14 protein-coding genes are annotated in these 22,167 nt (G+C 56.1%); 3 read left to right on the forward strand and 11 right to left on the reverse strand.

Features of this window, described 5'->3' with window-relative positions:
• Positions 1–28: 28 nt before the first annotated feature.
• From DSM3645_RS17470 to DSM3645_RS17480, 3 genes are all read right to left on the reverse strand, one after another.
• Positions 29–1,681, reverse strand: coding sequence for an alpha/beta hydrolase (locus DSM3645_RS17470; RefSeq protein ID WP_002653591.1), 1,653 nt, complete (start codon positions 1,679–1,681; stop codon positions 29–31).
• Between the two features lie 101 nt (positions 1,682–1,782).
• Entirely contained in the window at positions 1,783–2,799 is a 1,017-nt protein-coding gene (locus tag DSM3645_RS17475; RefSeq protein WP_002653592.1) for a DUF1559 domain-containing protein, read from the reverse strand.
• A gap of 500 nt (positions 2,800–3,299) precedes the next feature.
• A complete protein-coding gene (locus DSM3645_RS17480; protein ID WP_040351936.1) occupies positions 3,300–4,694 on the reverse strand; it encodes a PepSY-associated TM helix domain-containing protein in 1,395 nt (464 codons plus the stop codon).
• A gap of 457 nt (positions 4,695–5,151) precedes the next feature.
• Between DSM3645_RS17480 and DSM3645_RS31405 the strand changes: the two genes are divergently transcribed.
• Positions 5,152–5,295: a hypothetical protein gene (locus tag DSM3645_RS31405; protein ID WP_002653595.1), complete on the forward strand. Its 144-nt coding sequence runs from the start codon at positions 5,152–5,154 to the stop codon at positions 5,293–5,295.
• 30 nt (positions 5,296–5,325) lie between these two features.
• Here DSM3645_RS31405 and DSM3645_RS17485 read toward each other — a convergent pair whose 3' ends face one another.
• From DSM3645_RS17485 to DSM3645_RS17515, 7 genes are all read right to left on the reverse strand, one after another.
• Positions 5,326–6,729, reverse strand: coding sequence for a formylglycine-generating enzyme family protein (locus DSM3645_RS17485; RefSeq protein WP_161603380.1), 1,404 nt, complete (start codon positions 6,727–6,729; stop codon positions 5,326–5,328).
• 116 nt (positions 6,730–6,845) lie between these two features.
• Positions 6,846–8,447, reverse strand: coding sequence for an SUMF1/EgtB/PvdO family nonheme iron enzyme (locus DSM3645_RS17490; protein WP_002653597.1), 1,602 nt, complete (start codon positions 8,445–8,447; stop codon positions 6,846–6,848).
• On the reverse strand, positions 8,447–10,753 hold the full coding sequence (locus tag DSM3645_RS17495; RefSeq protein WP_002653598.1) for an ABC transporter permease: 2,307 nt from the start codon (positions 10,751–10,753) through the stop codon (positions 8,447–8,449). The genes DSM3645_RS17490 and DSM3645_RS17495 overlap by 1 nt, the downstream gene beginning before the upstream one ends.
• 21 nt (positions 10,754–10,774) lie before the next feature.
• Positions 10,775–11,659 carry an ABC transporter ATP-binding protein gene (locus DSM3645_RS17500; RefSeq protein ID WP_116344519.1) on the reverse strand — a complete coding sequence of 295 codons (885 nt, stop codon included), beginning with the start codon at positions 11,657–11,659 and terminating at the stop codon, positions 10,775–10,777.
• Positions 11,660–11,685: 26 nt separating this feature from the next.
• Positions 11,686–13,764: a vWA domain-containing protein gene (locus DSM3645_RS17505; RefSeq protein WP_002653600.1), complete on the reverse strand. Its 2,079-nt coding sequence runs from the start codon at positions 13,762–13,764 to the stop codon at positions 11,686–11,688.
• 32 nt (positions 13,765–13,796) lie between these two features.
• Positions 13,797–16,541: a hypothetical protein gene (locus tag DSM3645_RS17510; RefSeq protein WP_131282668.1), complete on the reverse strand. Its 2,745-nt coding sequence runs from the start codon at positions 16,539–16,541 to the stop codon at positions 13,797–13,799.
• A gap of 155 nt (positions 16,542–16,696) precedes the next feature.
• Positions 16,697–17,854 (reverse strand): hypothetical protein, encoded by a 1,158-nt coding sequence (locus tag DSM3645_RS17515; protein ID WP_237564846.1) that lies wholly within the window; start codon positions 17,852–17,854, stop codon positions 16,697–16,699.
• Between the two features lie 374 nt (positions 17,855–18,228).
• Here DSM3645_RS17515 and DSM3645_RS30250 point away from each other — a divergent pair, with 374 nt between their 5' ends.
• Together DSM3645_RS30250 and DSM3645_RS17525 are read left to right on the forward strand one after the other, a co-directional pair.
• A complete protein-coding gene (locus DSM3645_RS30250; RefSeq protein ID WP_131282672.1) occupies positions 18,229–18,447 on the forward strand; it encodes a hypothetical protein in 219 nt (72 codons plus the stop codon).
• A gap of 202 nt (positions 18,448–18,649) precedes the next feature.
• The gene (locus DSM3645_RS17525; RefSeq protein ID WP_002653604.1) at positions 18,650–20,134 is read left to right on the forward strand and encodes a sulfatase family protein; all 1,485 of its coding nucleotides are present in this window, start codon (positions 18,650–18,652) and stop codon (positions 20,132–20,134) included.
• 143 nt (positions 20,135–20,277) lie between these two features.
• On the opposite strand, the gene DSM3645_RS28585 is transcribed toward DSM3645_RS17525, so the two are convergent.
• Positions 20,278–22,161, reverse strand: a complete 1,884-nt coding sequence (locus DSM3645_RS28585) for a glycosyltransferase (protein ID WP_081444875.1) — start codon at positions 22,159–22,161, stop codon at positions 20,278–20,280.
• Positions 22,162–22,167: the final 6 nt, after the last annotated feature.

Genomic DNA, 22,167 nt, shown 5'->3' on the forward strand with positions numbered 1-22,167 from the left:
CAGCGAATCGGGGCGCCATTATCAAATACTATTTCATCTTGATTACGGCCGTCATTTCTGGACACAGCACGTCGATCAATCCCCGCGGCAGGTTGTAACGCCAATAGAAAAAGCCGTGACCGCCTGGGAATTCGCGAAACTGCACGTCATACCCCTTCGCTTCGAGCACGTCCCGCAAGTGCTTGGTAGTTGTCAGAATACTGCCGATTCGGTCATTCGCTTCAAACGAACCTGCCTCTAGAAAATACTTGACCTCGTGACGAGGAGAGGTCACATATTCACGTGTTAACCACTCGGCCGGTGGTTTGGTGACGGAAGCGTTCAGCGCATTTGGCGCCCACCAAAATGATCCAGACTGACTGTAGACGTTGCCAAACAATTCGGGATGCTCTAATCCAAGATAGGCGGCGGCCAGGCCACCATAGCTGGCTCCCGCGACGACCGTACGCTGCCGATCAGCGTCCAAACCTTGCGACTTCGCCCATGGCATTACTTCTTCGGCGACGAACTGCGCAAACTTTGCATTACAAGGAAGCTCATTCGATCGGCTTTGGGGCGACGGATTGCTGATCAAGATCGCGGCCGTCGAGCGAATTTCGCCAGTTGCGATCAGATTGTCAAGAATCGCATCGATCCCAACTTCGTTCAAATAGACATCGCCGTCAAAGAAAACGGCCAAGCCGTTTTCCGCAGCTTGCGGGTCATAGTCAGCGGGGCGATAAAAATAGATGTCGCGCGTATTGCCCAAGACCTTGCTTTCGAAGCGATGCCGCTCGATCTTCCCGGCCGTGACATCACTTCGCCGCTCGAGCCAAGGCGCTTCGGGCGAATCGGGCAGTTCAACCACGGAACTACCGGCGTAGATATCGATGTTGTCCGCAGGGAACGCGAGCGAATTGAGCGGATCGCGCTGCGCAGTCGCTAGGATCGCTCGGCGCCGCTCCCATCCAGATCCCGGCAACTCTGGGACATCTGGAGCTAGGCGGTAATCAATACGCGCAGCGGATGGAACACGATAGCTGCCATACCAAACGTCCGTGTCTCCCAGTCGCTGCAGATCGTCATGATCTCCCGATGGCGCCCCAAACAGGCGCACATTTCGCTTCGCGCCACGATACAAGAATGTGACGAGCGCTTCATCACGAGCCAAAGGCGGAAGCACGCCGTCGGCTTCGACCAGCGGAGTCCCCTCCGCTTCCAATTTCTCCCAGAACGAAGCAGTTGTTCCGCCTGTCGCGAGCGTTTGCTGAAGCTGGCGCAAACGCGGACTTGCCAGAACTCGCGCTGGCGCAACCTGATCTTTCGCCGCGACAATCGCATCGACGCTCAATTGATAGTCGCCGCCAGTCTGCGACGTAACTTGCAGTTCGTAGGGGCCGGCGTCGCCGACGACAAACATGTACGGAAGGTTGGGGCCGCGACCATCCGCCAAACAGCGAACAAGCTGCTTCTTGGAATCGATCAGCATCAGCATCGTTCCTGATCCAGAGATCGAACCACGTACGAAATCTCCTTCCGTAGCCTGCAGCGCGATCGCCTGAGTTTCCTCGGGTTGAAGCGTCCCTTGTCGCTTTTCTCCCACGGAAATCGAAGGCGACTTGTTCGTCTCCTCCGCGGAGAAACAGAAGCGACCAACGAGCAACAGTAAAGTGACGCATACGACGTAAGAGCGAGCAGTCATTGTCTGGAGCTTGCTTGTCAGAAAAGGTAGTGTTTTGATTCATCAATTTGAGCCGTGCGACTTCGCACGGCTCAAAAAAACAATTGATAGCGACAGATTCGCTATCGAGCGACCTCGACTTCGTTTCCGCTCCGCGTCCACGCGGCGCGCCACAGGGCGAGACCGACCGTATCGGCGACGAAATGGACGCTGCCGTCGACATAGCAAGCGTTGGCGCCGCCGGGGTGAAAACTGCGAGCGGCAGTGGCCTTCGACGAACCTACAACGAGGTCTGGATTCTTACAGTTGGGAGGGAGCCAACCGTTTAGCGTCGGCCCATTCGGAACGGAACCACGTAACCAATAGGACTGACGCGTTCCGTCCCACGACGTGATCGAAGAAGAAATATCGTTGCCTGCGGCGGCGTCACTAGCGAGCGTTGCAGTAATCGACTCAACGGCGGCGCGATACTTGCGTACATCCTGAGATGGCGTCGCTGCAGCAATCGTTCCGCCAGGACCTTTGTTCGATTCGGCGAAGGCGATTGTGTTACTGGTGCCGTCGGTCACGGAAGCGAATTTGATCTTCGATCCGACCCAGCAAAGCCCGTCATTCGGCGTTCCATTTCCAGGATGAAAGTTGCCGTCTAAGCCGCTACCGACATTCATGCAGTAATTGCTGCCTGCGACCGTAATGACGGCGCCTGATTGCAGCGTCAGATCGGAAGTCGAATCGCCTGGATCGCTGGGGCAGAGAAATGGCGTTACTACGGTTCCGGCCGGCCCCTGCAAATCGGTCGGCAGGTCAACTAGCGCCGGATGCCCCATGTAGATGCCGTAGTCGACGAGATTGGAAAGATTCGCTTGCTCAATGTAAGGAAGCAGTTTAGCAATCGGCGAAAAATCGCTTGGATATCCGCCGGAGACGGACGTGCCGTTATTAGGAAACGCTTCCTGATAGGTTGATGCGTAATTGTGCAGTGCAAGGCCGATTTGCTTCAGATTGTTGGTGCACGACATTCGCCGCGCGGCTTCGCGGGCTTGCTGCACCGCAGGAAGTAACAGTGCGATCAACACGCCGATAATAGCGATCACAACCAACAGTTCAACTAACGTAAACGCGCGACGCCGGAACAACATAAGGACACCTCTTCTTGCTAGGACTGCCGGGATTACACGGCATCAATGGGGCGAAACGGGCGGGAGATCGAAACTAGGCGAATCGATCTGCGGATGACAAACACGTTCGACTTAGGCCGCGAAGCCGCTGAAGTGAACGAGCAGTCTCCCAAGGAAGGCTGGCAAAAAAGAGGCTGGCGCCAAGGGCAGGAATCAATACTGAGACTCTGTCTCATCTTTATAGTTATTAAGACTTCTTTCCGCAAGAGAGGCAATCAAAAATAGTCGAATGGAGGCGAATTTCCCGGTGCTGCGCAATAGCGACCATGCTTCGAGGAAACGCTCCTTTTCAAACGGCACGATCGCAAAAGCAAGTCCCGGGCCCTAACAGACTGCACTGCCAAACCCCGAAAAATCAACGGCATAGCGACAATCTGCAACACTCCACTGTCGTTAATTTCTACAAAGCTGTCGTTCAGCGCAACAGAAAGTCAGAACACTTCTCCCTGGAAGCCCCAGGCTTATTGAATGGCGGAATATGACGCCCCCCGCATTCGCTGAACCGTTGCCCAAATCGCATCGACCAAAGCGACGACCAACATAGAGATCCCCGCCACCGGCAAGGCAATTGCGGCCACAGCGATCACGACCCAGCCCCATGCCGGCATCGCGCCATCCACGGGACGACGCGGAAAGCCGGTCCTGCCGGTGGGGCGACGCTTCCACCACATCCAGATCCCCGTCACTGACAACAGGAAGAGCACGATAGACGTCACGAGGGCCAAAATCTTCGTCGGCATCCCGAAGATCTTTCCCATGTGAATCGAAACGGCCCAGACGCGCACGCGGTATAGAAACGGATTATCCGCCGCATCGACAACTTCAATCGTCTCTGCCGTATATTGATCGACCGACACCATGCGGAGCTTGTTCTTGTCGTCATCCTGCATGAGAAACGCCTTATAGGCGTGATCAGGATTCTTGACAAAGCGAATCGGGATCATGTCATCCGCTCCCCGGCTATGCGAGAGATAGGTCGTTACCACTTGATCCAGAGAAGCCGGCTTCACGTCCGCCGCAACAGGCGCCGAAAGTGCTGGCGCAAACCACTTGGGCGCCCAATGTCCCGCCGCTTTGACCGAGGCGTTAAACGCCGATCCCATGACGACCGAAAAGAACAGACCAGTCCCCATCACAATCACAGCGAGCGGCACAAAATAGAGCCCCGAAACCGCGTGCCAGTCCCGTAAAACGGCGTATAACTTCCCCTTTATCCGAGGAACCCAAACGCCGACGTTTCGCTTCCCCCGCGGCCACCACAGATAGACGCCGGTCGCCAGCAAAAGGAGCCCCCAACTAGTCGCCAACTCCGACAAAATACGACCAGTCGTTCCCATCATCAAGGAGCGATGCAGATCGAGAACAATCGCGAAGAAGTCCTCTTCCGCGATTTTTGATCCCAGCAACTCGCCGGTGTAAGGATTCAGATAAATGTGCTGATGCCTATCCTGACCATGGTCATGATCCTCGCCGCCCACTTCCCCTGCGACCTGCTCCTCGGCATGAGCAACAAACGCGACGGAACGAGCGGCGTCGGCGGAGACGACAATCGCTTCCAACTCGTTGGGGGCAGTCTCTGCGGCGGCCAACTCGCGCAATCTGTCGTAGCTGAGCCGCGTCTCGCCAACCGCTACTTCACGTAGCGTCTGATCCCGCCAAGCTGTCAATTCGGTCTGAAAAACATACAGCGCACCTGTGATCGTAACGATCCAGAAGATGGGCGCGGTAAGGATTCCAGCGTAAAAGTGCCACCGCCAGACGACCTGATATAGCTGCGATGCCCCGGATACCGCAGGGGCTCGCGTCGCCATTTGCGATTTAGGGCCTGCATCAACGGAAGTGGGCGGCTCGTTCATGTGTCAACCGTACTGATATTGAGACTCATTGGCGTGTGCGTAATAGCATGAATTCCCCGAGCGCCGAATTCAAGGGGGAGCGTGATTCAATCGGTGACGACAATCGCTAACAACGCTTTTTGGCCGTGATCTTACGTGCGCCGCCGAGCAATTCCGTGGCGTCTTCACCGACTCTTGTTTTCCCAGACTGAAAGCCACGCTACTTGGAAGGCGATACCCGCCCCTTTTCGTTCCGCAAGCACAGACAAGCCCTCGACACGCTCGATGCGTCGGGCGAAACGAGACTGTCGCCAAGAAGGCTTCTCCAGAGATTTGGCGAAGAGCCGCCGAATGATGTTCGACGTATTCGGATCATCGGGAATCAGAAGGTGATGCCTGGCCTCTCGACGGCCCCGTTTTCGATAGCGACAATTTCAAAGGCTTGGCCAAACGGCGCCGGACCGCATGGTCAATATCCTTGATCAATCGCACGGTATTTGCCGCGCAGGACGTTGCGCCCTTGGATGCGGGAGTTTTCCGCGGCGCGAACGTTTTCAAAAGCAAAGGCAATCCTGCCATCGGCAGAATTCAGACCTTCAAGGATTTCGGAACGAGTATTTGAATTCCTTGACGTCCCTCTGCCTAAACTTCGTTAACGCATCTGATCATTGGGAGTATATATCGCAACTACTTCTGCGACCGGCGTTTCCATCGCGTCTCTAGAAACCAGTTCAGGCAAGTATCCGAAGAAGGAATCTTCCGCGGCCAAAGATTTGCTCGCGTCGGACAATCGCTGCGCGGCGTTGACCCGGTCGCCGTGAGCGTACACCGACAGCGACTCGTAAAAAGATATCTTGCCGGCGGAGGGTTCCAGCTCATCGCTTGTCGCCAACTCTTGAACGTTCGCTCGAAATCGGATCAGCCGTTGTTGAATCTCGTCGAGCGAATCGCTCGGCGTGAGCACCGCCTCTTTCCGGACAAGAAACAGCCAATCGTGGGTAAGTCGTCGATCCAGTAGGACCCGTAGTCCCGGTAGCATGTCTTGTACGATATTGTCGCTTTCGATCTGAGCCATCGAATAGGCGGAGGCGGCGCCATCTTGCATCGGATAGCCGCCCCAAATACTAAAGGTAACCCAGTCGGCGAAGTTTCGGTCAAGTGAGTGATTGAACCCGCCTCCGGCGAGAAAGAACGACTTTGCCTCATCGTTACCTGCGGCGTCTAGATCTCCCGCCATCAACGCTTCCCATAGCTTCTTGGCGGCATCCTTGTTCGTTTCGGCGATCGTCCATTCAAAGACGTTCCCGTGCATTTCCGTAATATTCCAATTGTTCGGCTGACCGCTTCCAATCGGTTGCGGAACAAGTTCCGCAGTCGCATAGCTTCGTTGCACCCCGAGTCCTGCTTGTAAAAATGCGGAGAGAATCTCGACGCCGCGAACCGGGTTGTCGTGAGCGGCGATGATCTGCAAGATCTGATCCTGACTTCCGACAAATGGCGCAGGTGCGTTGAGCTTCTTCGACCAAACGTCTTGGCAGTCGGCAAGAACGTCCTTCGAAATATTCTGAAGTCGCGGCCAAGCATTAAACTGCGGCAGTTCCGCCGCGTGCTGGGCGTCCTGAATCGCACGGCAAGCGTATTGCCATTCATCGTGGGTGGGAATGCGAAAATGGCGATCTTCCAACGTCGGAACGCCCCCTTGCGCCTGGCGATCGAATTCCTGAAGCTTTTCACAAAACTTGCCAGCTTCGAACAGCGTTAATCCACGTACGGGCAATGCCGGATCATGCGTCCCCTCGGCGCCCCCCAACATTCGCTCTGCGATCATCGCCATCGCGTCCTCGCCTAAGATGGCTCGCAGTTGACCTTGCGAAACTTCGGTTTCCCCCATGTAGAAATGTTCGACCGCGCCGACCATTCGACCACGGCGGAGCTTATCCGCGAGCGTGTTCCCGCTCGGAATCTCCGCCGGCCTGCCTCGCACCACTTCTCCCGCAGGACAAAAGCGAAAACGAAGTGCGACCGAACCGCGCGGAGTCGGGAAATCAATGCTCAAAAGCTCCCCTGCCCCCGGCTCGGCCAGAAGGACGGAACCCCCAATGCATGCGCCGAACAACGGGAACAATAGCCAGATGCCGAAACGTCGAAAAGATTGCAAAAATCGTGGATCGATCATTTTATAAGCCTTACTAAAACTACCGGCCGAAAGCCGATCTGCGGGCTAGATTGGTCGCTCTGGCGAGCTCGGCGAACCGGCGCCTGGCAGTTGAACGGATTGTCGCGATAAGATCCGCCGCGGTAGCAACGAAGCGAATCGGTGGACAACGCAATCGACGGTTGGGGACGGTTCATTGATTCGCCCGCCCGAAGCGCAGACTTTTTCGACTTGGCCCCGGTAAAAGGCTGCGGAACATAAAAAATCGGAGCGGGGGCCGATTGGTAAGGTGAGTTCTGATACTCATCCAGGCACCACTCGCTGACGTTGCCAGCCATGTCAAATACGCCATGCGGCGTCACGTCTTGATTCTGGCTGCGGGCCAACGCCCTTGGACCTGTCGCCTCCTTACTTGCCCAAGCTCGGAATGGATCGCCCGGCGCTACGCCCCAAGGATAGATCCACTCTGGCCGCAATCGGGCGGAACACTCCCATTCGATCTCCGTCGGCAATCGGGTCGCGATTTGCAGTTTTTGTTGCAGTCGCTGACAAAACTCCATTGCCTCATTCCAAGCGAGATCCGTCTTGGGGAAATTATCGACGTTCGATTCCGCTTGCGCCTCTGCGACTTCAGCCTCAGATAACGCCTGTTCTTGGGGCGTGGCCCGTCGACGCGGCGAGTCGATCGCGGCAAACTGCGCGTTCGTTATCTCCTGATCGAGAATGAAGAATCCTTCGCGCAAAATCACATGTCGCGACGGCGTCGCGTTATGTCCAAACAGCAATTGCAGCGAACCGTGCGTTTGCGCAACGCGTTGGGCGTCATCATATCCCAGCCAATAATGTCCCGGCGCTATAAAGATGAAGCGAAACTCAACGCCAGCCTCCGCTGTGCGATAAACCAATTCCCCCTCGTGAAACCCGCCGTAACGAATTGCCTGCCTTTGATCCAAGAGCCCTTCCTTGGTGCGGCCGGTTCGCATCGCCAAATTACCGCGGCGAAGGTACGCCTCGCCCATTCTCGGCGCCTGCTTGATCGCCTCCGAATACGACGCCCAAGCGTCCTGCGATGCCTTCAGTTGTTCTTGCGCTTGCCCGCGAAGTAACAGCGACGGAAAGTGAGCGGGATCGATCGCCAGCCCCTGACTCAGATCGGCCAGCGCTTGGTCGTACTGTGCGAGATGGAAATTAGCGACGGCGCGGGCATGTAACGAAACGACGTCGTTCCCAGACTCGGCGATTCGCACCACCGCTTTAAAGTCCTCTTTTGCGGCAGACGTCTCGCCATAGGCCCTTTGAGCTTGGGCGCGAAAGTAATAGGCGCCGGCGTCCTGTGGATTGAGTTGAATCGCTTCCGAAAAACGTTCGATCGCCGTCGCCCAAAGCTTCTGGTGGGCGGCTTTCAGCCCCGCTTCCAATGCGGCGTCACTCGAGCTCTCCTCCGGGTTACCTGCTTCACTTGAAGGCGTGACCTCGACCGGCGAATCAATCGTCGGCGATTCGTCCGTTTTGCCTTGTCGGCTACCCTCGTCTCCTCTTAACGTCAGCGAGGGCGCAACGACAAGCAGCGCCGCTAACGATGCGCAAAGAGAACGCCACAATCGCCGATAAACCAACATTAGCGGAAACGTCCCTCCAAGATTGCATCAAACGGATCCATTCGGCTAGCGCGATTCGCCGGCAATAGCGAACCGAACATGCAGCACAACAGCGCTCCGACGACAATGATTCCCATATCGATCGGGCGAATTATCAGATGCACGACCGGTTTCCACCCGTACATCCAGGAATCGACGGGCGGGGACCATTCGAGCAACAGCGCCATCAAAATCCCAAATCCGACCGTGACGGCTGCGGCCAGGACGCCGATAATCGCCGATCGCAAAAAGACCATGTAGAAGACGCCGGCCCGGGAAACTCCCATCACTCGCAAAATTCCGATCGTGCCTCGTTTGCGATCGGTCGAGTCGAGCAGCACGCTGACAACCGTGATAGTGCCAAACAGGAAGACGCCGGCGCCGACGATCACCACCAATAGCTGCAGTGAATGATCCTGCTGGTGAATCTCGCGAATTCGGGTCTCCTCTGACATAACGGCGAAACCGTCATTGCGGAGCTGCTCGACGACGATTGGTACATCATCAATTGTTTCGGCGTAGAGCCTCGCTTTGGGAAACAACGGTTCGCTGGGAAGCGCGACGAACAACTGGCTGTTGGGATCGTATTCGACGCGTCCCGCTTTGGCCGCATGAAAATGGGCTAACAAGTCCATCGGGACGATGGCGACGCTTGGCGTAGCCGGTTCGACAGGCTCCGGCTCTGGCGGCGACGGCGTCTGCGGATTCGCAGGCGTTTCCATTTCCGTCCGATCGACAGGAGCAGGGTCCGTCGCCTCTTTCTCCTCGCCGTCCTTTTTCGCTTCCGTTGGAGCCGAAGAGAGCGCGTCCGAATTGGGCTCTGCTGACGTCTCCTCGCCGGCCGCCGCTTCCGGAGACGGTTGGGTAGTCTCGTCCGTAACGTCGGTCGTTTCCGCTTCGCTCGTCTCGGATTTCGATTCTCCGTCCACGGTTGGCGGCATAGGCGGGGCTTCCACTTCATTCGGCGGCTGCATCGACTCGGCGGCTGCTTCCACCGCTGCAGATTTCGCGGTCTCTACTGGTTCGATTAACGGAGGCTTTTCCCTTGTCATTTCTGGTGGGTCCGCGGGTGTCTCTGGTATTTCCGACGGCTGCGGCGCTACGAAACGTGTCGCGGCGAGCGGGATGTTGGCTCCTTCCGTAAAGGTCGCGTGCGCCAGCGCATCATCGGCTTCGCCGCCGAACAGCTGGACCGAAAAAGTGGGCGAATCGAAACCGAAACCGGCTTCCTTTTCTTGCAGGTAAAGCCGAAGCCAGGTTCGCTGCGGCAGGGAAAGCCCTACCATGACCTGCTGGACGCCTTCGATCTCTACTTCCAACGGCCGATTCCAGGGGAGAAAAACATCATCCGCTTGCGTCATTCGCGCGAGCTGCCCAGGCGCCATATCAAGCGACTGATTCCGCTCTCCCCCCTCAATTGCCATCTGATACATCACCAACTCGGAGAGCGCCTCCGGCTTCAAGAGGCCGTAGAGGGATCGCAACTCTTCCGATTCGACGTTGGCGACGTGATATCCTCGTTCTTCTAGCGTGCGAAGATCTTCCTCAGTGAGGTCTCCCCCCTTTTCACACAGAATTAAGTAGCTTGAATACGTGTCAGGCGCCGACGCGCGAAATGCTGGCCAATGAAACTCGGGGACCTGATATCCCATCACGTACTGCTCCATACGACTGAGCGTCTCTAGGTCGAGATACCCAACTGCGCTGGACTCTGCGTCATTCGATTCAACGATCGCGCCCACGTTTAAGTCAAGCGACGCTTCTTCGAAGATTCCTTCGCGAGCTCGAGTGAGCGTCACCGTGACCGAGTCCCCCGGCTTGACCTGAAGCGTTTTTGCGACGCCTTGCAACAAGATAACGTCGAGCTTACCCAATCGCGCGTCGTCAACGCCGTACTGGCGTAAGATGGGATCGCCGGGTTTCGTGGAGTAAAGCGTGACGCTTTCGGCCCAATGCTTCTTGCCAGCTGCGTCGATCGAAGAGACCGACGCTAGGCGTTGAATTTCGGGAATGACGACCTCAATTCGAGGATCCCCCTCCTCCATTCGGCGGACGCCGTCGACCGTCAGCAGCTCTCCCTGTTGACCTGACCAAAAGACGATCTGTCTGCCTGAAGCGCTTTTTAGCAATTCGGCCCGCAAGTCGGCGACATGGCCATTCTTCAATCCCAACAGCAGGAGAATCGGGAAGCAAATGCCTGCGACGATCACGATGTGATGCTGCACCGTCGGCCACAAACGAAGGACATCGAGAAAGGTAAGGGTATGGTAGAGAATCCAGCGACTCATGGCTTAACTCGGCTTAGACGCTTAACGAAGGAAGGCGGCCGCATCATACGTCGGCGTAGTGGAGGCGATCTCGACGACTCGCCCTGCCGCTTTGCCTGGCTCGGGCTCCATGCGAATGACCATATCGGCGAACTCGGCCGCCAACTCTTCGTCATGGGTAATCATCACGACCGCGCCGGGATTGTCACCCGTCAACTGCGATAGTTTTAGTTGGATTAAGGACTTGCGAGCCAGTTCGCGATTGAGCGCCGACGTCGGCTCGTCAACAAACACAATTCTCGGCTGATGGGCGATCGCTCGCGCCAACACGACGCGCTGATATTCGCCGCCAGATAGCTTATTGACGCGCGCATGTGCGAGTCGGTTTTTCCTCTGATCGCCGTTTTCCGACTCAAGATCGCTTGATGCATCTAAGCCGAACGAAGCGAGCAACTCATCGACTCGGCCGTTGACCTGCCGTCTGCCGATCCCGTTTAAGCGAAGCGGAACGGCGATATTCTCCCGAACCGTCAGCGACGACAACAACTCGCCTGACTGCAACGCGAAACCGATGTTTTGACGTCGCAGTCGTTCGATCTGACCCTGTTGATTGCTTCGCCAGAGCGCTTTCAGATCATGAACTCGCACAGCTCCGTCGGCGTCGATCCCTGCGATCTCAAAGCGACCGATTTCGTGGGGATGCGATGGACGGCGAAGCAACCCGAAAACCGACAGCAGAGTCGACTTTCCACAGCCGCTCGGGCCCAGCATCGCCGCGAACGCGCCGGGAGGAATCGCCAGGCGTCCCTCCAGCGTAACGACGAACTGTTCTCCGGTTTGCGGATCGCGCAGCCGTTGCTGCAGGTCCTCTACCAGCAGGACGGGAGTCTGCTTGTCGGCAGTTTCCCGTTCGGTCTCCAAAGGCATTAATTCCGATTCCATTTTCATTTGCGCTAAGGCAATTCCGACAAGGCGAGGAAAGTAAACTGCTCATCATCTTCGTTGTTCAGCGTCGTCCAGTTGGCGTTTCCCCCCATGACTAGCGCCTTGGAGCGGTCACGCGCGGTCGCCAAAGATTCGAGCCAATTGTTAAACGCCGGAGTCGTCATAACGCCAAGTTGTTGCGCGCTCACTTCCAGCGCCGGCGTCTTCAACGGGAAATCAAATGTGATCAAATCCTTCAGATTGACGTTCTCGTCGATCTGCTGTCCCGAGACCTGCGACGCGACCGCTCGTTTCAGCTCGTCCAGAATATCGGAAACATTCTGTCGATCCGCTTTGTTCGACTTGCTCTGAAACGTCGTATGAAGCGAATCGAGGACGCTGTACAAACGCATCAGTTCGGTCTTGAAGACCATCACGCGCTTGTGCGCCACCTGACGACCATTTTCGTCACGCAGGGTCGCATAACCGTTTTCCACTTGTTGCAAACCAGCGGCGTCTCCTTTGGTGCCGGCAATTTGATAGATGGCGCGACTGATACTGCCGCCGTTGGCGAACGAACCAGCCGCTTCCACGGCCTTGCCGTCGCGGGCGGTCGCCAAGGATTGATATGCCTTGTTGAGAATATCAGTCAGCCCCTGGATTGCGTTTTCCTTCGCATTGTCTGATTTATGCGTGTTGACTTCGGCGTAATAGCCCTGAAGCTGCTGTCCATTGCCCGCCAAGAGCTTTAGTTGCGTATGAAGTGCAACTTGCCAGCGATCGAGTGCGTCGCTCGTCGCAATCAGGGTAACCAACGCATCTGCAACATCCGCTTCCATGCCGCTCTGTTGGAGCGATCGAAAAACCGCGTCAGCATCCCTGCGGATCTCGGCGGTCAATTGCGGATCTTCTAAAACTTCTCGTAGTTCCCTTTGTTCTTTCACAGGAAGTTTCTTGATTTCCGGTGCATTCATAAACGTATCAAGGAGCGGCTGATGATCATTCGAGATCGAGTGAAAATTCTTCGCTCCTAGTGCGCGTTCGCTATCACTGCCCCCTTGCGGTCTCGCCGCTTGGTTCACTTGATCCAGCGTCCAGCCCGAGTCACTCCGATAGGTCTCGTCTGAGATCGCATCGAAGCCGTCTTTTGCCGGCGCGTCCCCCAGGATGATGATATGCTTCGAGCTGTTTGGCCGCCAAGCGACGTCGTTAATTGCCAGTTTCAGCCCAGCTACCATGTCTTCAGGAATATCATTCATATCTGCGGTCGACACTTTCAAGTCTTGCAACTTCTGCCAGAACACGCCGTGATCCTCGTTCAGCCGACAAAGCAGTCGCGATGCAAATTCCGCTTGGGGAGGCGCATCGCGATACTCGACCAGACCGAAATGAACGACTGGCTTCACATCGGGCATGTTCACCAACGAGTCGGTCGTTCGCTTGACTACTTGGCGCGCGACTTCAATCAAGGGCTCCATACTCGCCGTCGTATCGATCACGAACACTACTTCCAACTGCAAGTTGTACAGCGCCATCTGCTCTTTCTCGCGAGCGCCCCCGCTTTCGACAGAGCCCGTAAAGACGACAACCGGATAGACCTCGTCTCCGTTCTCTTCGGCCGGAACGTCGGTGATCAGAGCGAAACGTTTCGCTCCGTCCGGAATTTGCCCTTCTTTGCCGACAAATTCGATGTGCGCAGACTCCCCTTTTTCGTCACGATAAATCGTGAAATGGCGATCCGGCTGCGGAAGCCCTGGCTCTAAGCCGAATCGCGTATTCCACGCCGCGACAAACTCCTTCTTGATCCAGCCGATCGATTCGCCGTTACGTTTGCCGATGCGATAGTAGCCTTCCTGCTCGTTGTTCGGCGTATCGGTCTTTAGCCGATAGAAGATGCTAAATGCCGGTACGAAAATGCGGGTTGAGCCGACCGTTGGTTCTTTGACATAGACGGCGCTGCTCGACTTGACGATCAACTTTTCGTACAGGTTACCGCTACCGTTTGTCGATTTGATCAGCTGACTTGAATCCGCCTGCGCGCTTGGGACCAGGAAGAGAAGAATAGCTGTCGATATCAGCCAAGTTGACTTTCGCAAAATCTGTGACATAAGCGTCTCGCCCCCGTAGTATGCTCATTAACTTAATTCGTCGACTTCGTAACGAGCCGAATTCGTACTTCTGAAATCTTAGAGCGAGTTCGAACCACGTCGCGCGGATCGGCAGCGCCGGCGAGCGCCCGCTGATAGGCGTCGAGCGACCTCTCCAATTCGTTCATCCGTTCCAACAAACTTGCGCTCAACAAGTCATGTTCAAAGCTCGAGATCATCTTCAGCTGGTGCGCCGTTTCAATCTGCTTCAAGACGCCGACGTACGATTCTCGCGAGGCGGCGCCGCGGCGCGACTGCTCTAACTGCGCTTCTAAAAAAGCCACCCAAAGTTCGCTCGACCGAGGATGACGTTTCAGGCCGGCCTCCAAGGTGCGAATAGCCCCGTCGGCGTCTCCCTGGCGTTGCTTTTGCGTCGCGTCTGCTTGGTATCCCTCAATCGAGCCAAGACGGCTCGCGGCTTGTTCGACCAACGCAACCAGATGAGGATAACGGTTGCGAAGTCGGCGCGACTGCAACTGCTGATCAACTTTCTCAAAGGCAAGCCGTGCCTGAGCGGCGAGCATTTCGTGCCGCGTTCCGTCGGAAATATTGAGGGAATCAGAGTAACTCTCGACCGCCGATGCAAAAGCGTAACCAACCAACGGCGACTGGATTCTGTCCAACGCGTCGTCAAGCGCCGCTTCGTCAACTTGATTTGTCGAAGTGATTTTGGACGCCGGATTCAGAAGACGAACCGACTCCACGAGAGCTTCGTCCGGCTTGTCAGCTTGGATGCTTGCCAGAATCGCAAACGCCCGTACCGAATCTTGCAGGGTCACTTGACTGTCAAACCCATCGGTCTGTCCGAGCATCGCCGACGCGTCAACCGGGCCGCCGCCGGAAGCCAGCTGTTGGCTCGTCGCTCCAGCTTGCAACGCATTCGCCATTTGCTGCGAAGCGGCGTCGGGGCTGCCAAAGTGGAGCGTAAACATTCCCTCCAGGAATCTCGTAACCAGCTCGCGATAACGACGTTCTTCGAGCGCCAGTCGCGTGGCCGAATCGCCGTCGCGGGACATCATTGCGGAAATCGTCGGCGATCCCAAAAGCTCCAAATTGCTGGCGGCGAACGGCAGTTTCGCCATTTCGTCAAAAGCTGCCGCAAAAGCGAGTGATGCGTCGTCACGATAGTCGGGAAGTGCCCGAATCGAAATGTGTCCGTACGCCAAGCGACTTGCGATCAGCGCCTCGCGCAGCGGAATCGCCTTGACCGGATCCTTTTCCAGCTTCAAACCGGCTTCCAGTTCGGCCATTGCATCCCTTGAGAGCCGCTGCGCTTCGCGAATGAGCGTATCGGTCCGTTTGGCGTCGCCCCCCAGCACCGATTGGTACGCGACGGCCAGCGCCAGGAAAGCGGCGGTCTCCGCCTTCTCGAGAGCGGTCGTCGCCGTCGCTTGCAAGCCTCGTAAGGCAGTGCTCCGCTCGGTCAGTCGTTGCGACAGCGATTGGCGTCGCTCCGGCGTCAGCCCTTTCGCTCCAATTTGACTCAAATTCTCTCCAACCGCATCCAGCGCAATTTTCATCTGCAAGAGCTGCGTTTCCCACGTCTCCTTCACCAACAGGCGATTGGAGGTCCCTTCGGCGACCTGCGCCAGTAGGATTTGCTCGCCTGCCGCACCACGGCGCCCTGCTTCGATCATCGAACTCCAAAGTTGCGGCTCGCGTATTCGGAGCGATCCCTCTTGTAAGATTTTCCAGGCGGCTTCGGGGCGCCCAGACAGGGTCGCTTGGTCGGCTTGCGCGAGAAAAGGAGCCGGCGATTCGAGCGATTTGATTTTCGCTGTGATCGTCGCTTCCAATTCCGCCAACACGCCTGCGCCAGTTCGATTTTTAACGAGCGCTGAAAGCGCTTTGGCGTAGTTCTCCTTCGCCGCTGCGAAGTGCGTTTCCGCTTGCTGATGGAGTTGGAGGCTCGCCGGCGCCGGGCGAACCTGCTCGACCCCTTGCGCTTCGCTGACCAGACCTAGGACGTACAATCCGATTGGATTGCCGGTATGACTTCCTGCTGGCGTAGGGAAGCCTGGGACTTCCGTGCCGTTTAGCGCCGCCAGCGCCCAATCGCGTGATTCTTCCAAAAGCTTTTGATCCACCGGCGACTGCCGAAGGGCCAACTGGCTGCTCGCCAAAGCTTGGATCGCTTTGATATGAGCGATCATTTCGACGCTTAACGGACTTACGTTCGCGTTGACCGCCTTCAGGTCGACGCCATCTTCGAGTTGCGGTTCGTCGTGGAAAAGATGAATGTCGTCACGCGATCGGGCAATTGCCAAGACGTCGTTAACGCCTTGCAACGCTTCAAGATTGGCCGAGCGGGCGTGCTGCATGTCATCCAACCGGAGATAGAGGTCAACCTCCGCGATTTTCGCCAACACGTCACGGTACTTTTTGGCGATTTCGCGGAGTTGATTCAATCGGTCGCGTTCAGCCTGACGCGCCGTCGCCTCACGTTGTTGAATCGCGGTCATACGAACTCGCGTCGCGTCGAGACGCATCGCTGCGTTCGGCGATTTAGAAAGAAGCCGTTCTTCTTCGGGAGACGCCGCCAGCGCCGCTTCAATCTCGGCAATCGCCTTTCGGCCGAACTCGATCTGGTCGACGGCCAGACTCCACAAGTCCGACCTTTCTCCTTGTTCGGTCGCCATTTCTCCCAGCATGATCCGCCAGGTCGCCAAATTGATTTGATTCTCCAGCGATGGATCGTCCTTCGCTTTCGCTTCCGCCGTGGCGACCTGACCGGCCACTTCAGTTACCTTTTCCGCCCAGCCTGCTTCTTGGGCGATTAAACACGAAGCGCTCCCATCAGAAAAACAAAGGACAAATGCGAAAAGTACTGCGAAGCGCAACGCACCTCGGTTCGATCGCGTAAAAGTCGCTTCTCGGACTTGGTGCTGCAACGTCATGGATTTGCTCTGCTGATGCTGGCGTCGATGAGGGGGGAATTCGGCAGTTGATTCTTAGCAGCTCCCAGGCGAAAAGCTTCGAGCCATTGTCGCGACTCTCCCTGGATGCGGATGAGTTGACCGTTCAACGCGCGTTGTTTCCACGATGGAAGCGTCTTTTCAAAAGCCGCCCCCATTAGCACGTCGTATTGCGCTCGGGCATGATCCCCTACTCGCCGATGCGTAAGCCCGCGCAGGTACCAATAGATCGCCTTGTTCGGCGAAAGCTGCACCGCATTATCAAAGTGCGCCAACGCCGCAGGAATATCACCGGCAAAATAGCGATGCAGTCCCGCTCCATAGTGCTTAACCGCAGCCGCGGCGGCGTTCGACTCGGCGCCCGCAGCCGACACCGGCATCTTCTCAAGTTCCTCTGCGACGTTGTACATCCGCTGGAAATAATCGGAGTACGAAAGAAGATCGCGTCCCGACTGCCGTGCGTAGCGAATCGCAGTGAGATAATCCTGGAGCGAGTCGGAATAGTTATCGACCGCCGCCCAGATTTCGGCACGCGCAAAATAGGGTTCCGGCAGTCGCTCTGACTCCGGAAGTTTTTGATTCTCTTCAACCGCTATCGCGATCTCACGCCAAGCGGTTTGGATTTCCCTGTTCTGCTGCCGCAAGATCAATTCCGGCAGCGTGTCGATCTCACTGGCCGGCAATCGTTCTGCTTGAAGTGAGACCGCCGTCGCCTGCAGTTCCGAAACCCGCTGACCAAATTCTGTGATCGCACTGGATGGTATCCAACCGCGCCGGGCAGGCTTGTCATAGGTCGCGACTTGCCAGCCGTGAACCGCTCCATCGTCCAAACTTTCCTGACGCAAACCTATAACGACTGTATCAGCAGCTAAAATCCGACGATCCGTTCTCTGCGTTCTCTTGAAATCCGAAGCTTCTCTAAGTTCCGTCGGCCGGTGCACCACCAACAACAACTCAGGTGATTGGACGTCGGCAGGAGCAGGAGCTTGTCCGAAGAGCATTGCCGCGCAAGCTGCGTGGATCACAAAAATTGTCGCGGACTTCACCGTCCAAACCACAGTTTGAGTCATTCGGAACACCTCTGATGTGGCGGTCAATAAACGGAGCACAACACCCCCTCTGCAGGATAGTTGCATCACTATAACCCGGTGGTTCCCCCAATGGTAGCAACAAAAAAAGGAAAAATACTGCGCCCTAAACCAGCCTTGCTGACATATAATCCACCACTCACAGCTATTCAGACCTGCCGGCACGATCCCAGGCCGTCCTGCTCGTCACGCAATGGCTTGCCAGTTAGCCAAATGAGATCGCCATCGCTTCAGGTGTCGCAATCACTAGATAGAAACAATCCAATCCGTCCCCACAGGGTCGGCTTCGATTGTCGGTTTTCGTCCAGAAAGAAATCGGCGCCAAGCGCGTTCGATCACAAACCGCCCCATTCCAAACAACATCGATCGCTGTTTGCCCGAATGACCAGACTTACCACCATGTGGCCGCGGCGTCCCGCGCTGTGCGTCGATCCGATCGAGCGGATTCGTGGCGGTACTTCGGGCAATTCCGTGTCGTTCCCAATGCGATTATCGCCGGTGATGTCCTGAACGAAGTGGTCGTGGTGCGCTGGCCGGACCATATCCGGCCAGGGACGGCAAGTGATGTGTCGGTGATTGGCTCCGACATTTTCGCGACCCTGTTGGACGTTACCGGAACCCCGCCGCCGGCCGATCGATAGGGGGAGCATACAGCCGGCCTTCGAGGAGAAGCCTCTTGTGCGGAAAACGCCGCTTTTCTGGCGTACGCACGCATGTATCCCGTCCCGACAGTCGCGGCGCGTTGCGGCTCATAGGTCGACTTTTCGCAGCGCAGGCGGAACGAGTAGAATTTCACGAAGGTTCGGATTGTCGACGTAGCTTTCAGAGAGTGAATAGCACCCAATGAACAACCTCAGAATTCTTTTGCTGGTCTGCGTTTCGCTCATCGTGCCGGAAGCATTACTTCCACTGGTCACGGCGGAAGAAATACCAAGGTCACGTCCCAACATCATTTTTCTTTTCGCAGACGATCAATCGACCTATTCCGTCGGCTGCTATGGAAATAAAGACGTCACGACGCCCAACATGGACCAGCTTGGCCGGGATGGAATCGTCTTCGACAAACATTACAACACGACCGCCATCTGTATGGCCAGCCGTGCGAACGTCTTCGCCGGCATGTATGAATACAAGACCGGCTGTAATTTCGACCACGGCGACATGCATGCCGATGTCTGGGAAAAGTCATATCCAGTGCTGCTGCGAAAAGCAGGCTATCTAACGGCGTTTGCAGGCAAGTTTGGAATCGTGGTGGAAGGCAAAGGACTCTGCGAAGAGGATTTTGATTTCTGGGGCGGCAGTCCTGGCCAAACCGACTACCGGACGGCCAACAACAAGTCGATGAAGAAATACGCAACCAAGTACCCTCACTCGACCTTATCGTACGGAGCATTCGCCCAGGATGTGATTCGCCAATCGGTCGAGCAGAAAAAGCCGTTCTGCTTGTCGATCAGTTTTAAAGCTCCTCACAAACCGGCGACTCCTGACCCGCGATTCAACGAAGTTTACGCCGGCAAGAAATTCACCAAGCCTGATAATTTTGGCCGTGAATTTGGTGAGCATCTTGCCCCACAAAGCAAGTCAGGACGGCAATTCCCGCGATTCATCGAGTGGAAGTACGATACCGACTACGACGGAGAAATGGCGAAGTACCATCAGCAGGTCTACGGTATCGATGTAGCCCTCGGCATGATTCGCGACGAACTCGCGGCCCAGGGCGTTGCGGATAACACCGTTGTCATCTACACCAGCGATAACGGCTACATCTGCGGCTCGCATGGATACGGCTCGAAGGTTCTGCCCATGGAAGAATCCTCTCGTGTTCCGCTGATAATCTACGACCCCCGCAGTCCGCTTAACGGCAAACACTTGCGCTGCGATCAACTCACCGGCAATATCGACTTTGCCCCCACGATTCTCGAGCTAGCCGGCCTGCCGATTCCTGCCAACATGGACGGAACAAGCCTTCTGCCGTTGCTACAGGACCCGAAAACTGGAGGACACGATCAGCTGGCCTTCATCAACGTGTACGGCCCACTCCCCACACACAGTCTGAGTTGCCTGACGCCGCAATACAAATACACCTACTGGTGGTACGCCGATGACCAAATGAAGCCTGTCGAAGAATTGTTCGATACGAAGAACGATCCGCTCGAACTTACCAATCTGGCCGACAAGCCCACGAGCCAACCGGTACTTCAGGAGATGCGAACGCGGTACGATCAAGAACTAGCGAAGTGGACGCGTCAGGCCGTCGACTACAACGACTATCAGCGATACGGAACACTCTTCCGTCGCGCTCTGACTTCTTCCAACGCGCCAAACTGAACCACTCTTCATCTCGGCGGCCATGCTCCGTTCCAAAAGTCGGACGGCCTGCAAGAAACCCAGTGTTGAATCGTCTTCGAGAAAGGGAACGGAGAGGATTCCCCCAACCGCTGGCCTTGCTTCAAAGCTCTGGCCAGCGACTGTCAATTCGAGGCGGCTTTCCCTGCCTGCAGTTCTCCCTGAACTTCATTTCGCATCCGTTCAATCAAAGGATGCGTTTGATCGGATTTGACGGATCTTTGAATTCGAGCTGCATCGTACTTGCGCGTCAAATTTTCCGCAGACTCCGCCGACAGCACCAGACGCACCGCCGAGGTGTAGCTTTTTGATTTCGCGTGATAGACGTACGTATGGGTAGCGACGGCGTGCACGAACCCAGCGTCGGTCGCTCGGAAGCAGTAGTCATTCTCTTCGCCATACCCTTTAGGGAACGTTTCTTCGTCCAGGTAGCCAATCTTCTCGATCACCCGCCGTTTGATGCAAAAGCAAAATCCGTTAATCAGGTGCACGCGAGGAAATGCGTCAAGCGACAGGTCCTGACAAAGCGCATCCATGTCGGAAACCGACTTATCGCCAGGCAGCGCATTGACCACCATGCTGCCCCATGCGTCCAGCATTTCTGGAATCGACTGCCAACTTGCGGCGTTGGAAAGAGGCCCCACAATGCCGATTTCATCCGCCGATTCGGCACAATGGAGCAGCTTTAGCAACCACTGCGGCGGAACGATCGTGTCGCTATTGAGCAATACGACGTACTCTGCTGTCGAAGCGCGAAGTCCAGCATTGGCCGCCTTGGTATAGCGCTGCGCCAAATCATGCCGAATCAGGGTGACGTTCTCTCTTCCCGCGGCAAAGTCTTGCAGGTAATCACGCGTCGGCGCGTCAGACCCGTCGTCCACAATAATCAGGCGGTGATTCGCCTCCAGGGTCGGAGCAACCGATTCCAGACAAGCTTTCACATCATCGATAGCGTTATGCACAGGAATCACGATATCGACAAAGCGAGAACGGAACTGCAAAAAGGCGGCGTTCTTCAGTTCGCCCCCCTTGGCCTGCTCCCACCAACGCTTAGTCGCGTTCGCATAGGCATCACGCAGGAACGCCGGAACACGGTAATTCAGTTTGCGGAGAAACGCCCAGCCACGCTTGTGAGAAAAGAGGAGAAATCGCTTCGTATCGTGCCGCGCCGTCTGCTCGCGACTGTCGACCAAGCGGGTGAAGTCCTCCCCCATCGCATGCAGCACCGGCATCACCGACACTTGATCCCGACGGGACCCGTTATCCATTTCCTTCCACCACCGCTCAAAAAACTCGACCGTCCGCGGGTCGCCCGGCTTCGACATAAAAACATTCGTCTCCGGCAAACCAAGCCCGCGCGGGACCCCCGCTTGAAGATAACGCCGCCGCTGCTTTTTGAGGAGCTCGGCATCATCCTTGGACCACTTCGAGCACGCTTGAATTTCATCAAAGAGACAATTGCGATCGGGATGCTCAAAGGTAGCGATCAAGTTCGAGCCGCATTGAAACCGGTCGACAAGCGATCCCATATCCTCACGAATAAGGATGTTCGCGTCGATCCAAATCGCCACGTCGTAATCGACAAAGAAGTAATGCGGATGCAGCTTATAGAATCGGGAGATCCGCGTTTGATCCGCGTTGTGGTAATCGATCGGCACGATCTTCCAGGGATGGTCGCCTTCGATCATCGAGTCTGAAAAGCAGACAAAATCGTAGTCGTCATTCAGAAATTCGGGCGTTATCAGATCATCGTAACCACCGACCAGCGCCGTATAGACAACCACCCGCTTGGGCGAACGTGAACTACGATACTTGGCCAAACGCCGCGTCAACTCTTCATCGGGAAGAGGGTCAAACCGGGGACGCATGCCAAGCAAATACCAGAGAAATAGTGCACGGCTGACATCAGCGATTAGCAGTGCGCCGCGACGGAAAACGCCCCACAAATTCCGTAGAATTTTCTTCACTGCACCATAGATTTGCAAGTGAAGTTTGATTATTAATCGCATCGTTAA

The sequence above is a fragment of the Blastopirellula marina DSM 3645 genome (assembly GCF_000153105.1).
GTDB classification, from domain to species: Bacteria; Planctomycetota; Planctomycetia; order Pirellulales; family Pirellulaceae; genus Blastopirellula; species Blastopirellula marina.